Here is a 14,263-nt window from a genome sequence, read left to right as displayed (position 1 = left end):
CGACCATGGCACTTCAGGCCGCGGGCGAAGCCCGCACGATCATCCTCACCGGTGGCACCAGCGGCATCGAATTGGCCGCGGCCACCGCGATCCTCGGCGACAGGCACGGGCCATGGCACGTGGTGCTCCCCGTCCGCGACGCCGCCCGCGGCAGCGAAGCCACGGCGTCGCTCGCCTCCACCGCAGCCGGTGGCAACACGGTCGAGGCGATGACGATGGACCTCGCCTCGCTCGAATCCGTCCGAACGTTCGTCGCAGAGCTGACCGGTCGCGTGAAGTCAGGCCGGGTCCCCGCGGTGCACGCCTTGGTGTGCAACGCGGGCGTGCAGATGGGTACGAACCTCACCAGGACGGACGACGGTTTCGAGTCGACCTTCGGCGTCAACCACCTGGGCCACTTCGCCCTGGTCGATGCGCTGCTACCGGTGCTGAACGCTCCGGCACGTGTGGTCGTGACCTCCAGCGACACCCACGACCCGGCGCTCAAGCTGGGCCCCGCCCCCGCGTGGAGCGGCGCCGAGGCGCTGGCCCGCGGCGAGCTCGCGGCATCGGCGAAGGCGGACAACGCGTTCGTCGCCGGGCAGCGCCGCTACAGCACGTCCAAGCTCGCGAACCTCTATTTCACCTACGCGCTGGCCCGTCGGCTGCCCGAGGGCGTGACGGCCAACGCCTTCAACCCCGGCATGGTGCCGGGAACCGCCCTGGGCCGCTCGCTGCCCGCACCGGTGCGGTTCGTCGCCAAGCATCTCCTCCCACACCTGACCTGGCTGCTGCGCCGGGTGTTGACGCCCAACATCCACTCGGCCGCCGAATCGGGCCGTGCCCTCGCATGGCTGGCGACCGCCCCGGAGCTTGCCGATACCACGGGCCGGTACTTCGACGGTCGCACCCGGGCCCGCTCTTCGGAGGAGTCGTACGACGTCGAGCGCGCCGAGCAGCTCTGGACCGACAGCCTCAAGCTGACCGGCACGCGCGTCTGACGCGCACCGCCCGCCACTCCACCTCCGAGCGATGCACCGCGATGACCACTGAGGAAACGCGACGATGAACGATGCCGCCGGGCCGACTCTCTCGGCGGCCGAACGCGAACGGCGTTGGAACCTCGCCCGAGCACTCATGGCACGTGAGGACCTGGACGCACTGCTCGTTTTCGGCGAGCATGAGGACGCGGGGCCGGCCCAGGTCGCCTACGGCACCTGGTTCACCAACGAGCGCCGCGACGACCGTCGTATTCCCTCGCGACGGCGAACCGATCGCGCACCTGCCGGGACCGGTGTTCATCATGGACCATCTGGAGGCCAGCCGACGCGATTCCCGATCCTGGATCCCGCCGCATCACCTGCGCGGCTCCCGCGACTCTGCCGAGATCACGGACACCATCGCCGAGCTCGGACCGCGACTACCAGCTCACCGGCACACCCAAAGGACCCACCCGCTGAAAACCACGAACGGTCCGAACCTTCGCAGGTTCGGACCGTTTCCGATGTCCTGAGACATCACATTGGTCGGGTTGACAGGATTTGAACCTGCGACCCCCTCGTCCCGACCGCGCCCTGTCATATGTACAGGGAACTAGATGCAGGCTCAAATCTGGATTAAGGTCCAGGTCATGTGCCATTTTCTAGTGCTGAAACGTGCTGCCGCGTACTGGTTAGTACCAACCCGCCTGCTAACCATTCGCTAACCAGTACGAGGAGAACCACCCCATGGGTTACTCGATCAAGCGCAAGCGCCGGGACGGCTACCGCTATACCGCGATGTACAAGGATCCCGCAGGAGTCCACCGCTCCGCCGGGACCTTCCCCACCAAGAAGCGCGCCGATCAGGAGTGGAAGGCCGCCGAGACGAAGGTGGCCGAATCCCGCGGGAGCCACCTCGTCCGAGGCCGCCAGACCTTCAGGACCTACGTCGAGAAGTCCTGGCTCCCCAACCTCGCCGTCGAGGTCACCACGCGGGAGAACTACACCTACGCCCTCTACGCCCATCTGATGGGGTTCTTCGAGCACAAGCGGATGCTCGACATCTACGCCGACGACGTCCGCGCCTGGATCAAGGGCCTCAAGGACGCCGGCATGAGCGCGCACAGCCGGAAGTACTGCAAGATCCTCCTGTCGACCATCATGAACTGTGCGGTCGGCGACGAGGTCATCGCCGTGAACCCCTGCGCATCGGTGAAGATGGAGAAGGTCGCGGCGAAGCCGTTGCCGATCATCACCCCCGAGCAGTACCAGCAGTTCCACGACGCGCTCCCCGACGAGATGTCCAAGCTCCTGGTCGAAGTCGCGATCGAGACTGGCATGCGCTGGGGCGAGCTGACCGAACTGCGCCCCAAGGACATCAACCGGTCCACCCGGAGGCTCACCGTGGCCCGAGCGGTAGTCCAGGTCAACAAGAAGTTCCACCCAACCGGCGGGCGCTTCCACGTCAAGGACTACCCGAAAAACGGCGAGTGGCGCGCGTTCAAGATCGGCCAGCGCCTCTGCGACAAGCTCGACGGCTACATCTCCGAGAATGGGATCGGCAGCGAGGACTTGATCTTCTCCTTCGACGGGGAGGACTCCCGTGCGCAGCAGCAATCAGAACTCGCACAGACCGATCTCGGATTCACGGAGCCGAACTCGAAGGGTCGCAAGTACCGTCACGGCACGACCTCGGCCTACACCGCCGGAAAGTGCCGCTGCCAGCACTGCCGCCGGGCGATGGCCGACTACCGCGCCAGCCGCAGAGCCGAAGGCAAGGACGACCCCCGCAGCCCTCGGACCTGGGAGACCGACGGCCACATACCGCGCCGCTGGTTCCGTGAGAAGGTCATCAAGCCCGCGCTCGAAGAGGCCGACCTAGGCGTGGACATCCGGATGCACATGCTCCGCCACGCGCACGCTTCATGGCTCCTCAACGGCGGCGCGGACCTCATGGTGGTCAAGACCCGCCTGGGCCACGCCAGCATCACCACGACGGAGCGCTACCTCCACACCCTCGACAACGCCGACGAGACCGCCCTCGATGCCTTCGATGCTGTCCGCTTCCGAAACATCCCTAAGCAAATCTCTGGTGAAGCGGCCCAAGCGACGAGCTTGGTTTCTGATGGCGAGGAGAACGCGCAGCAGCTTCTCGCGCAGTTGACCGAGATCCAGACAAAGCTGGCGAAGCTCGTTACCTGAGGACACGTGTGGTCAAGCGGGTGGATGCGATGGAATCTGCCCATCGGCTCCTCACCGTCGACGACTCCTTCGCCTGCGTTCGCGGGCTTGCTGTCTCTGCTCCAACAACTCCTTGCGGTGTTCTGAGTCTTGGGGCCAGACCGCCCTTACCAAAGCGATACAGAGCCCTCGGATAATCAGCAGAACCGCAATGATTAGGACCGCAACCCACGGAATGGAGTCCGGCAGGGTAAACACGACTCACAGCCTTCCGACCTCGAACGGTCGGGGGGTCACTCAGGCAGCAAGTACGGCGCTCCCCAGCGCACTGCGTTGGTGTCCACCCCGATTCAGGAACAGGGGGAAGGCGGTGTTCGGCCCCCTAGGTGTGATCCGTGGGAAGGCATTGCGAGGACTGATCCTCCAGGAAAGTCCCTCGTCAGCTCGACTCAGCCGCCCCTCTAGCTGGGAAAGGAGCAGGATCAAGAGCCGCCCGAGGAATTGCAAGAGCTCGCGGATCGAGTCAGCCAGGGCCGCCAAGAACGCTCGCGCAGCCGCGCGTCTAGCATGAGCGCTTCTTGCCTTGCGCAGCTCGTCTGCGGCGTTCCGGAGGCGTTCCCGCTTATCGATTCCGGATCGGCTGCTCCGACCGAAGGTCCGACTGTACTCATCGAGTATTTGCAGGAGGGCTTCAGTCTTGCCAGATCCGGTAGGTACCTCGACGACCAGAGACGGTTCGCGAGAATCGAACCGGTTCAGCCGACCGATGGATTGAATGATCTCCGAGGCGGGAACCGTCCTGAAACGCAGCTCGACACCGACCTGGAGCATGTCGCTGCCCAACTCCATCTCACCTCCCCGGGAACGTCCTTCGGTGCTGGTAGTCTATCGGACCCGTACAATGCTTCCGTTCTGGCTATTTGCCCCGGTTTACGCACCCTGCGACTACATCCATGGCCCTGCATTTTTTGATCCATGATGTGTCCGTCAGTGATCCAGCAAGAAGGGGTGGACGCATGCCGTACTCTCTGGCAGTGGCTCGAACCATTTCTCGAAGTCGAGTCCGTGAGTGCTGAGCCAGCTCCGCAGGGATGCCTCGTCTTCTGCGCCGCCCGGGTCGTCAGCGTAGAGCCAGTAGAAGTCCTGATTGAGGAACGCTCGTTCTCGGAACTCCTCATAGATTTCCTCAACCTCGATACCGGCGTTGTCCTGCAAGATGGCAGCTGCCGTGTCGATGATCATGTGGAGTGCCAACGCCTCGCCGACGCAACAGGGCATCTGCCACACGTCTTCAACCAGCCGGTTCGAGACTGTGACTGCGGCGGTGATCATGTGCCTGACGAACAGCACGCCGTAGTGCTCTCGGAAGCGCTCCGGGAGCTGCCACAGGACGGTGTCATCGGTATCAGCGGCTGTTCCGCCGGACTGGCTCAGTTCTTCGTGGGCCTGGAACAGGTCTTCGAGGATGAGACTCGTGCACCAGATCAGAGCCCCGGCTGCGGTCTCAGCGGTCTCACGGTCAGCTTCAAACGTCGCGAGGCTGAAGGCGCGCAGTTGCTTCGCTTCTCCCCGGAGTCGCTCCGCCCACTCGGAGTGCTCTGCTGCCATGTCTCGGTCGTCGCTTGGCGATGGGGAGCGAGGCTCAATCTGTCCCGGGGTTGTTCTGGGATTCGCGAGCTTCTGCTTGAACTCTTCCTCGCCCAGGCTGACCTCGCACTTGGTCACCCGCCAGTCTTCAAGCGGTTCGATTTCTTCAAGGACCCCGTCGAGGATCGCTTCGGCTCCGCCTTCCGCGTCGTCCAGCGTCGGCGCGTCGATGACCAGGAGCAGCAACGCGCCCTGGGGATGGCCGCCGACCCAGTGCCGGACGAGGTCGATCGACTCGCCGTCTTCGGTTTCGGCTCCCCCGACCCGGTCGAGCGTCTGGTCGACCAGCGCGGTCGCGCCCGCGTTCTCAAGGGCATTGAGGTCCGGATGACCCTCTGGGAGCGCCAGTTCGGCATTGAGCACGTATTCGGTCATCGGGGCCTGCTGTCTAGTCCTGCTTCGGGGCGAAGTAGTCGACCAGCATTTCGCCGACCCAGGAGGGTTGAGCGGTTTCTCCGCGCGGCCCCATCTCGGCGAACCAGGGCTTGATGTCGAGGACCGGCGTGCCGTCCACGGCGTCGAGGTCTTCGACGTGGAGGTCGAGGCCGTCGACTTTGAGGAGCTTGCAGCGGCTCACGCCGAGCCAGTTGACCCGTCGCATGTTGCGGTGGCCGAACACGCCGACTTTCGGCCATGCCGGGTTGTCGCGGGCGGCTCGGGCGCCGAAGTGCAGGTCGGCAGGGTCCGTCAGGTGGAAGTAGAACACGACTTCGAGGTGGGAGAACTCGTCCAGTCCCCGAGTGGACTCCTCGTCGAACCTCGGGTCGTCGATGCGGATGATCGACTTCGTTCCGCCCCAGTAGTCGTCGGTGGGCTTCTCCCGGCCGCCGATGACGTGTGCGACCGGCCGGACGGTGAATTCCTCTGTCATGCTGCTCCTCGAATTCGTCACTGCGACTCTGTGAGTAGGTCGTTGGCGCGCTGGCGGAGTTCCGCGACTTGGTCGCCGCCCGCCCCTTGGTACGTGTCGAGCACTTCGATCATGTTGCCGATGACCTTCCTCGTGCGCCCGGACCGGACGCCGTTCATGGCGTCGAGGGCTTGCGACCAGGTATCGCTGGCCGCTTCAAGGTCACCGTCTCGGGCCTGGACCTCGGCGAGATATCCGAGTGTGACGGCGTGGGTTCGCGTGAAGGTGTGCGCCTTCGGGCCTCGACGCTCCGTTCGAACTCACGGATCGCACCGTCGTAGTCACCCATGTCCCGCAGCGCGGAGGCGGTCTCGTGCGCGAGCGCCGCCTCGCCGAAGAAGAAGACCCGGTCGGGTTCTGTATCGCCCGCGTTCGCCGAAGCGAGGTCGTCCTCGGCTCGGAGCAGGGCGCGCGAGGCGGCTTGGTGCTGATTGGCGGATACGAGGGCGCGGGCGTGTACGACGCCCATCAGCGCGCGCTCCTTCGGTCCGGCTTCACGGTAGGAATCGCCCTCGACAGAGGCGGAGGAGTACCGCAGAGCTTGAGAGACATAGCCGATGTCGTTGGCTTGATGTGCCATTGCGCGCAGCACGTGCCCGACCAGTGCCGCGTCATCGGCTTCTTTCGCCAGTTCGACGGCCAGAGCGAAGGCTCGGCGAGCTTCCTCGTGCTGGTTGTCGTCGAAGGACATCCATCCGACCAGGTATGCGGCTTCGCTGGCGGCGGAGAAGAGTTGACGCCGGTCCGTGTCGCTGCGGAACCGCCCGGTGAGGGAGTCGAGGACGTCGGTCATCAGGTACTGCGTCAAGGCGTTCCGTGCGTGGCCGCCGCCGTGCCGCTGGTCGGCGCGGGAGAACAGCGCGGTCATGTCCCGCACTGCCGCGACGTCACCGGCACCGATGGCTCTCGGACCGCCGATGAGGCCGGTCGCACTCACGGCAACCGACGACGACGCCACCATCAGGAAGCTTCTTCGTTCCACGTCTGAACCCTCTACCTGCCGTATCGATCGCAGCAGGTTCGGGCCGAATGCCCCTGCGTCCTCGCCCGCTCTCGCGAGATCGGACAGTTCGGTCGCACTTCCAAGGGCCTCGTCACACCGCTGCGCGACCTCGACGGTACCCGGATGCGCGCCGTTCTCAATCCGCCACAGATAGGTGTGGTCGAAGGACGTTCGCCGAGCTAGAGCACGGAGTGACACCTTGCGGGCCGCGCGCAACTCCTTCAACCGCCACCCGAACTCCATGCCACCTCCTCACGCCATGCAACAGCATGCAACAGCGGGCTTCTAGCTTCTGGTTCTCACGTGAGCCACGATACAACCATGCAGGAAGGAGACCGTGAATGAGCAGCATGTCAGCCTCTAGAGTGGCCGGATCGGCTCCCGATGGCGAACTCGGTTCGTTCAGCGACGGGCGAAGCGATTTCCTGGTCGTCAAGTCCAGTGAGGCGACACTCCACGTCTACTGCGGGCCCGTACTCGCGCTCGTACTGAGGGGCGTCGGTCCCAGTGCAGCCCCCTATGCCGTGTCCTGGTCCTCGCCGTGGCGGTCGTACAGCCGACAGTGGCAGCGCCGCTTCGTGTTCGAGACATTGATGGTCTTTCTTCGTCGTGAAGCAAGCCGAATCGCGAGAGAGTTGGTGGCCCCGCAATGAACGATGTCCACAAGCCCGAACACCGCCTCGGTGTGATCGGCCCCGGCGAGTTCCTTCAGTTCATCGTTTACGGCGACAACCGAACCGACCCCGACACCGTCGAGACCTGGTGCGGCGACTCGGTCAAACTCCTTCGGGTGACTGGCTTGCGGCAGCGCAGGTACGACTTCGGCGACTACGAGGCCGAATGGCCGGACTGGATCGATCCCGGCAATGGGTTCGCCCGAGTCTTGCTCTCCCACACGATCCACCGGGTTCAGCGTGCTAGGCGGAAGGAGCAGCGCGATGCCGTCCGAACACAAGCCTGACGACGAGGTAGCCGATCGCGGATCCGCCGCCGAGGCCGCCACAAAAGAGGAGCTCGGCGCACCGCCCCCAGACGCCACCGAGTTCGAGCAGGCGCGCTGGTACGTCCAGCACAAGCCGGGAGGAAGACTGCGGAAGGTCTTCCGCGCAAACAACAGTGATCCCCGTTCCGACGACAGGAGGTAGCAATGGAACATCAGCCGTGGGGCCTCTCCCGCCTCGCACCGTACGGCACGCCTTCGATGCTTGAGGGCGAGCCCGTTCGGGTGGACTCGGCAACCCAGATGGCCGTGTGGCAGGGTGCCGCAGGCGAGGTCATCCACAACGCCAAGCATCGCCAGTCGGTGAACCACCAGGCGACCACCACGCAGAACTCCACCGACGGCAGCAAACCCGGCGACACCAGCCGCTACACCGACACGAAGTCCTCGTATGACTAGCACCGTCATGGTCGTCACCGAGCTCGGCGACACCACCGCCGACTCGGTGATCGAACACCTGCACTCGACGGGGATGCGCGTCGCGAGGCTCGACCTGGTGGACTTCCCCGGACGGGTCGACTTCGAGATCACGGAGACCGGGCTCGGGAGTCTGGCGACGCCCACCCGGACGGTGTTCTTCAATGACGTCCGTGCGGTCTACTGGCGCAGGCCAACGCCGGTGAGTTGCCAGTACGACGATCCGGCCGTCGCGGAGTTCGCGGAACGGGAGGCTCGCGCCGGGTTCGTCGCGGCGTTGAAGGCGCTGCCGTGCCTGCACGTCAACTACCCGGACTTCACCCGCCGCGCCGAGAACAAGCCGCTCCAACTCCAGCACGCGGGTCGGCTCGGGTTCGCAGTGCCGGCGACCACGATCACGAACCGGCCCGCTCGTGCGCAGTCGTTCGCGCAGCGCCACGGCCCGGTGGTGTACAAGTCGCTCAGGCCGCCGGAGATCGATCGGGACGGGGAGCCGCTGGCGATCTGGGCCGGTACCGTAGCGCCGGAAGAGATCACCGGCGAGGTCGCGGCGACGGCTCACCAGTTCCAAGCCCAGGTCGACAAGATCGCCGACATCCGTCTGACTGCGATCGGCCGGGAGCTGTTCGCCGTCCGCATCGACAGCGATGTGCTCGACTGGCGATCGGACTACGACCAGCTCCGCTACGAGCCGGTGGAGGTACCAGAGGATGTCAGTAAAGCCGTGCGGCGCTATCTTGACGGCTTCTCGCTGCACTACGGGTGTTTCGACTTCGCGCTCACGGCTGCCGGGACGTGGGTCTTCCTCGAATGCAACCCGGCCGGGCAGTGGGCGTGGCTGGAGGACGAGACCGGACTGCCGATGGCGAAGAGCTTCGCCGAACTGCTAGCACGGGGGATGCATGGAATTCGATAGGGCCGCCGATCCCTACCGGCGCGGCATGGTCGCCGACCTCGTCGCCGAGGGCCGCATCTCCTCGCCCGAGTGGGAGTCGGCCTTCGCGTCGGTGCCGCGTCATGTGTTCGTGCCCTACTTCTTCGACCTCGATTCGGCCGGGAGGTGGATTCCGGTCACGGTCGAGACCACCGACGAGGCGAGTTGGCTCGGCCAGGTCTACACGGATCGGACCTGCGTCACCCAGCTCGACGGGGGGACCACTCCGCTCGACGTGCAAGGCGCCGTCGAGGGCCTGGCGACGTCGTCCTCCACTGAGCCGGGGCTCATGGCCGACATGCTCGAAGCACTTGAACTCGACGACGGCATGGCCGTGGTCGAGATCGGCACCGGTACCGGCTACAACGCTGCACTGCTCTCCGAACGGCTCGGCGAAGCGAACGTGACCTCCATCGAGGTTGATCCGAAGGTGTCAGCTGAGGCCAGCGAACAGTTGCGGAAGGCGGGCCTTGCGCCGCGCCTCGTGGTCGGTGACGGCGCGGTGCTCGGCGGCCCACGGGTCGATCGTCTGATAGCCACCTGCTCGTTCCCGACCATTCCCGACGCTTGGCTCAGCATGGTCAAACCTGGTGGCATCATCATCACCACCGTCTTCACCAAGCCCTTCGGCATGGCGATCGTCAAAGTAAGCGTCGGGGAGCGTCGCGGTGAAGGCGAGTTCATCGTGCCCGGCGCGAGCTTCATGGAGACCCGCACCCCGCCGTCCGGCCCGGTCCGGTTCCCCGACCTCGAACAGATCGAAGAGGCCACAGAGCGGGCTACGGAATGGAATCCCGCCGACCTCTTCAGATTCCCGGTCGGGTTTCTGGCCGGTTGGGTGCTCGGTGACGCCAGCTTCTATCCCGAATTCGAGGGGGGATGGCCCGTGATCATCGATCACGCCTCAGACTCATGGGCCGCGTTCACCGACGGCGAGCACGGGCACCGGGTTCGGGAAGGCGGCAAGCGCCGCATCTGGCAAGCCGTCGAGCAGATCCTCACCGAATGGCAGCGCAGCAGTGTCGACGATCTCAGCGGCTTCCGGTACGAGGTTGTTTCCGGGCATGACGGCTACGACGCGCTCGGCTCCCCCGCCATCGGCGTCAAGTGGCAACGCTTCAGGAACGGCTGAACACGATCCAGCGGGGCGGACGGTGGGGCCGCCCCGCCTCCGGCCCGCCAAGGTGGAGGAGGGCCAAGCGCCGGGGCGCGAAATGATCTCGCACCCCGGCGTTTCCCGGTTTCAGGACCTCGAAGTCGGCACCGAACGGGCAGGAAAACATCACGCATCGCCCGGCGAATACCGAGAGGAATCAGCGGAACCGTCACTACAAAGCCGAGAATCCTCCTGCAATGAATGCAATCTCAAGACGACCTGGTACCCGCAGTGATAAGTCAGTACGCTCCAGTACGATTCAATACGGATCAGCAAGAAATGACAGGTAGATTAGACAATCTACCTGCAACAATACCACCTTCATAACCAAGGGAGAAAAGAGCAAGACACATCTTGCACTCTGCGAGTGCGGGATGTAGTGTTGCCGATCCGGCCGCTTCCCCGGCGTCGTTGGTGTCATTTCCTGTCGACTATCTCCCTCTCCTGGTTTGGTGGTATGCGCTGCTTTCGTTGAAGAAGATCTACGCCGGTTCGGGCTACCTGTATCTGACCGAGTCGGTCGCGGCCGGGGACACCCCGAGGGTGTTCGCGACCGAGGCGGACGCGGTCGCCTACTACAACGCGCGCGGGAACCCGCCCGGTGTCTGGCTCGGGTCCGGGCTCGACGGCCTCGACCTGAAGCCCGGCGACAAGGTCGCCGAGGAGCAGATGCGGTTCCTGTTCGGCGAGGGGATGCGCCCGGACGCGCAGCGGGTCATGGACGCCTACAAAGCCGCCAACGCCCACCGGGTGCGCAAGCCCGGTGATGCGGAGCGGATCGCCGAGGAGGCCGTGCGCGCCGCACGACTCGGGCGGCCGTTCCCGAAATATCAGCAGGTCACGGCCGACTACGCCGAGCGGTTCCACCGGCAGGTCGACAAGATCTTGATCGAGCAGGGCCGGGGGCCGACCCCGGGCGAGCTGCGCGAGGCCCGGAAGGTCGCGGCCCAGAAGAGCAAGCAGGCCGTGGCCGGGTACGACCTGGTGTTCGCGCCGGTGAAGTCGGCGTCGATGCTGTGGGCGCTGCACGATTCGCAGCAGGTCCGGGCGCAGGTGAAGTGGGCGCACGACGCCGCCGTGGCCGAGGCGGTGAAGTATCTGGAGGAGCACGCGGCGTTCACGCGGGTCGGGGCCGGCGGCCCAGCGCAGGTAGACACGAACGGGCTCGTGGCGGTCGCGTTCGATCATTTCGACAACCGCAACGGCGAGCCGCACCTCCACACCCATGTCGCGGTCGCCAACCGGGTCCAAGCGGTGACGGACGGGAAGTGGCGGACCATTGACGGGCGCCCGCTGCACTTCATCACCGTGACCGCCGGGGCTGTCTACGACTCGGCGTTCCGCGCCGAACTCACCAGACGCCTCGGGGTCGAGTGGCGGATGCGCACCAACACGCGGGCGGACAAGGAACCGGTGTGGGAGATCGCCGGGGTCAAGGACGAGTGGATCAAGTCCTTTTCAAGCCGCCGTGAGGGCATCGTCGAGCGCTACTACGAACTGGTCGCCGACTACCGCAACGCCCACGGCCGCAGCCCCGACAAGGCCACCGAGCGGCAGCTTGCGCGGACGGCGAACCTCGACACCCGCAACGTCAAAGGAACCGCAAAGTCGCTGGGAGAGTTGAACGCGGCATGGCGGGGGCAGTTCACCGACCGGTTCGGCGCCGACGCCCTGGAGGGATTCCAGCGCGTCGCGGGCAAGAGCCGTGCTCGGTCTCGACGCCGGTGTCCGGACTCGACCTCCTCGCGCTGGCCGAAGCAGTCACGGCGCGGGTGTCGGAGTACCGGGCGACCTGGAACCGGTGGAACATCGAGGCCGCCGCCCACCGCACCCTGGCTGAGCACGGTGTCACCCTCACCGACCACGCCCAGCGGAAATCGCTGGTCGAACAGATCACCGACACCGCGTTGAGCGCGAGCATCAGCCTGGAGGCTCCGGCAGTCGTGCCCAAACCGGCCACGCTGCGCCGCAAGGACGGCGTCTCAGTGTTCACCGCGCACGGAGCGGCCCGCTACACCTCCGAACAGATCCTCACCGCCGAAACCGACCTCGTCCAAGCCGCCACCATCCCCGGCGTCATCACCGCCACCGCGCCCGAACGGGCCGCCGCCACGCTCACGGACTTCGAGCGACAAGCAGGCCAGCAGCTTGACGCGGGGCAACGGAAACTCGTCGAGTCGTTCGCGACCGACACCCGCCAGACCGTCGCCGGGATCGGCCCGGCCGGAACCGGGAAGACCACCGCCATGCGCGCCCTCGCCCACGTCCTCAACGCTGACGGGCGCCGCTTGGTGCCGCTCGCGTCCTCCGGCACCGCGGCCGCAGTCCTCGCCGCCGAACTCGGCCTCCCGTCCGAGAACGTCCACAAGTTCGTCCACAAACACACCAAAGGCACGTCGGCAACCGACCTCTACCAAGGTCAGCCGGTCCCGGCCGAGGTGGAGCAGTTCCGTCTCCGGCCCGGCGACGTGGTCCTGGTCGACGAGGCCGGCATGACCGGGACGCCGAACCTCGACCGGCTCCGGCAGATCACCGACAACCACGGCACCGCGCTGCGGCTGCTCGGCGACCACTACCAGTTCTCCGCCGTCGAATCCGGCGGGGCACTGCGCCTCCTCGCTTCAGAGACTCCGACCGTCGTCCTCGACGAAGTCCACCGCTTCAACGACCCCACCGAAGCCGCCGCCTCGCTCCAGCTCCGCGAAGGCGACAACGCTGCCGTCGACTTCTACGCCAACGCGGGCCGCCTCCACGCCGGAGACAACGACGACTTGCGGGAGCGGGTCTACCAGGCGTGGCTGGCCGACACCCAAGGCGGCAGGGACTCGCTCACGATCGCCGGAACCAACCAAGAGGTCACCGCGCTCTCCGAACGAGCCCGCGAAGACCTCGTCGCAGCCGGGAAGGTCGCCGCGGACGGGGTCACACTCCACGACGGGAACCAGGCCGGGACCGGCGACCTCATCGTCACCCGCACCCCGAGACGCGACCTCGCCTGCCAGGGCGGGCAGTTTGTCAAGAACGGCGACACCTGGACCGTCGAGACTCGCCACGGTGACGACGCCCTGGCCGTAAGACACGCCGAACACGGCGGGCGCCTGGTCCTGCCCGCCGCGTACGTCGCCGAGTCGGTCGAACTCGCTTATGCCGTCACCGGGCATCGCTCTCAAGGCCGCACCGTCGACACCACCCATTCCCTCATCGACCCCGAGCTGTGCGGCAGAGAAGGCGCCTACGTCCCCGTCACCCGAGGCAAAGAGGCCAACCACCTCTACTTTGCGGTGGAGGTCCCCGAGGACCAGCCGCTCACTCCGGACCAAGAACAGTCCGAAGCGCAAGCCGCGTTCGTGCGCGTCCTCGACCGCGACGACGCCGAACGCTCCGCCACCGAGACCCTGCGCGACAAACTCGCCCGCGCCGGAACCATCGCCGACCTCGCCGACAAACTCGCCTACACCGAAGAACTCCGCGCCGCACACAGACGAGACCCCGACCCGGCCGAACATGCGGTGCTCAACTCCGCCCCATGGATCACCGTCGCACCAGTCGGGGACGACCCAACACCCGACAGGCTCGCCGGATACACCAGCGCCCTCGCCGACGCCATCGGCGAACGCGCCCGCACCCTCGCCGAGCAAGCCATCACCGAACGGCCCCACTGGATGGACTACCCCGGCGAAGAACCCACCGACCCCACCGCCAAGGAGATGTGGCACGAGCGCGTCGCCCTAATCTGCGCCGCAACCGACCATGTCGATGCCGAGCAACACAACCCATGGGGCTGGACGCCGAAGACCCCAGAAGAGCGCCGCATCCTCGACATCGCCTCCGCCGCCGCCCACCAAGCCCACGACATCACCACCGGCCGACGCACACCCGATCAAATCCCCTACCCCGAAGTAGAAGCGCGCCAGCAGCAACCAATCCAACCTCAGCGCGACGAACTAGCATATGGCGGTTTCGATCCCACCCTCCTGGAAACACCGAACTATCAGACTATCCAAGGACCGGCCGGGCCTCGCCTCATCTGATCGATATGGGGAAACTGGCTGGTCC

12 protein-coding genes are annotated in these 14,263 nt (G+C 65.8%); 8 read left to right on the top strand and 4 right to left on the bottom strand.

What is annotated here, in order from left to right; genetic code table 11:
* Nucleotides 1–5: 5 nt before the first annotated feature.
* Both CUT39_RS07440 and CUT39_RS07435 read left to right on the top strand, forming a co-directional pair.
* Complete coding sequence (locus CUT39_RS07440) at nucleotides 6–980, top strand: SDR family NAD(P)-dependent oxidoreductase (protein WP_100445320.1); 975 nt, start codon at nucleotides 6–8, stop codon at nucleotides 978–980.
* 726 nt (nucleotides 981–1,706) lie between these two features.
* Nucleotides 1,707–3,161 (top strand): tyrosine-type recombinase/integrase, encoded by a 1,455-nt coding sequence (locus CUT39_RS07435; RefSeq protein WP_100445319.1) that lies wholly within the window; start codon nucleotides 1,707–1,709, stop codon nucleotides 3,159–3,161.
* 966 nt (nucleotides 3,162–4,127) lie between these two features.
* On the opposite strand, the gene CUT39_RS07430 is transcribed toward CUT39_RS07435, so the two are convergent.
* The 4 genes from CUT39_RS07430 to CUT39_RS20195 all read right to left on the bottom strand — a co-directional run bounded on the left by CUT39_RS07430 (nucleotide 4,128) and on the right by CUT39_RS20195 (nucleotide 7,595).
* The gene (locus CUT39_RS07430) at nucleotides 4,128–5,162 is read right to left on the bottom strand and encodes a hypothetical protein (protein ID WP_100445318.1); all 1,035 of its coding nucleotides are present in this window, start codon (nucleotides 5,160–5,162) and stop codon (nucleotides 4,128–4,130) included.
* A gap of 13 nt (nucleotides 5,163–5,175) precedes the next feature.
* Complete coding sequence (locus CUT39_RS07425; RefSeq protein ID WP_100445317.1) at nucleotides 5,176–5,658, bottom strand: SAM-dependent methyltransferase; 483 nt, start codon at nucleotides 5,656–5,658, stop codon at nucleotides 5,176–5,178.
* Between the two features lie 154 nt (nucleotides 5,659–5,812).
* Nucleotides 5,813–6,943 (bottom strand): helix-turn-helix domain-containing protein, encoded by a 1,131-nt coding sequence (locus CUT39_RS07420; RefSeq protein WP_100445316.1) that lies wholly within the window; start codon nucleotides 6,941–6,943, stop codon nucleotides 5,813–5,815.
* A 274-nt stretch (nucleotides 6,944–7,217) separates the two neighbouring features.
* Nucleotides 7,218–7,595, bottom strand: a complete 378-nt coding sequence (locus CUT39_RS20195) for a hypothetical protein (protein ID WP_157930532.1) — start codon at nucleotides 7,593–7,595, stop codon at nucleotides 7,218–7,220.
* A gap of 43 nt (nucleotides 7,596–7,638) precedes the next feature.
* On the opposite strand from CUT39_RS20195, the gene CUT39_RS07410 reads away from it, so the two are divergent.
* From CUT39_RS07410 to CUT39_RS07385, 6 genes are all read left to right on the top strand, one after another.
* A complete protein-coding gene (locus tag CUT39_RS07410; protein ID WP_100445314.1) occupies nucleotides 7,639–7,845 on the top strand; it encodes a hypothetical protein in 207 nt (68 codons plus the stop codon).
* Between the two features lie 2 nt (nucleotides 7,846–7,847).
* Entirely contained in the window at nucleotides 7,848–8,099 is a 252-nt protein-coding gene (gene tgmA / locus CUT39_RS07405) for a putative ATP-grasp-modified RiPP (protein WP_100445313.1), read from the top strand.
* Nucleotides 8,092–9,033, top strand: coding sequence for an ATP-grasp ribosomal peptide maturase (gene tgmB, locus CUT39_RS07400; RefSeq protein WP_100445312.1), 942 nt, complete (start codon nucleotides 8,092–8,094; stop codon nucleotides 9,031–9,033). Before tgmA ends, tgmB begins: the two co-directional genes overlap by 8 nt.
* Nucleotides 9,034–9,058: 25 nt before the next feature.
* Complete coding sequence (locus CUT39_RS07395; protein WP_157930531.1) at nucleotides 9,059–10,183, top strand: methyltransferase domain-containing protein; 1,125 nt, start codon at nucleotides 9,059–9,061, stop codon at nucleotides 10,181–10,183.
* Nucleotides 10,184–10,678: 495 nt separating this feature from the next.
* Nucleotides 10,679–12,118, top strand: a complete 1,440-nt coding sequence (mobF, locus tag CUT39_RS21075) for a MobF family relaxase (RefSeq protein ID WP_157930530.1) — start codon at nucleotides 10,679–10,681, stop codon at nucleotides 12,116–12,118.
* Between the two features lie 32 nt (nucleotides 12,119–12,150).
* Nucleotides 12,151–14,238 (top strand): ATP-dependent DNA helicase, encoded by a 2,088-nt coding sequence (locus tag CUT39_RS07385; protein ID WP_232805652.1) that lies wholly within the window; start codon nucleotides 12,151–12,153, stop codon nucleotides 14,236–14,238.
* Nucleotides 14,239–14,263 lie beyond the last annotated feature (25 nt).

Source organism: Glycomyces xiaoerkulensis (assembly GCF_002798405.1).
GTDB classification, from domain to species: domain Bacteria; phylum Actinomycetota; class Actinomycetes; order Mycobacteriales; family Micromonosporaceae; genus Glycomyces; species Glycomyces xiaoerkulensis.
The sequence above is the reverse complement of the archived record's forward strand: the minus strand, read 5'-3'. Positions and strand labels throughout refer to the sequence as shown.

Excerpts from the sequence above, each read along its gene's own strand:
- tgmB (WP_100445312.1), top strand. The coding sequence starts at position 8,092 with ATGACTAGCACCGTCATGGTCGTCACCGAGCTCGGCGACACCACCGCC.
- CUT39_RS07440 (WP_100445320.1), top strand. The coding sequence starts at position 6 with ATGGCACTTCAGGCCGCGGGCGAAGCCCGCACGATCATCCTCACCGGT.
- CUT39_RS07435 (WP_100445319.1), top strand. The coding sequence starts at position 1,707 with ATGGGTTACTCGATCAAGCGCAAGCGCCGGGACGGCTACCGCTATACC.
- CUT39_RS07420 (WP_100445316.1), bottom strand. The coding sequence starts at position 6,943 with ATGGAGTTCGGGTGGCGGTTGAAGGAGTTGCGCGCGGCCCGCAAGGTG.
- CUT39_RS07425 (WP_100445317.1), bottom strand. The coding sequence starts at position 5,658 with ATGACAGAGGAATTCACCGTCCGGCCGGTCGCACACGTCATCGGCGGC.
- CUT39_RS07430 (WP_100445318.1), bottom strand. The coding sequence starts at position 5,162 with ATGACCGAATACGTGCTCAATGCCGAACTGGCGCTCCCAGAGGGTCAT.
- tgmA (WP_100445313.1), top strand. The coding sequence starts at position 7,848 with ATGGAACATCAGCCGTGGGGCCTCTCCCGCCTCGCACCGTACGGCACG.
- CUT39_RS07395 (WP_157930531.1), top strand. The coding sequence starts at position 9,059 with ATGGTCGCCGACCTCGTCGCCGAGGGCCGCATCTCCTCGCCCGAGTGG.
- CUT39_RS07410 (WP_100445314.1), top strand. The coding sequence starts at position 7,639 with ATGCCGTCCGAACACAAGCCTGACGACGAGGTAGCCGATCGCGGATCC.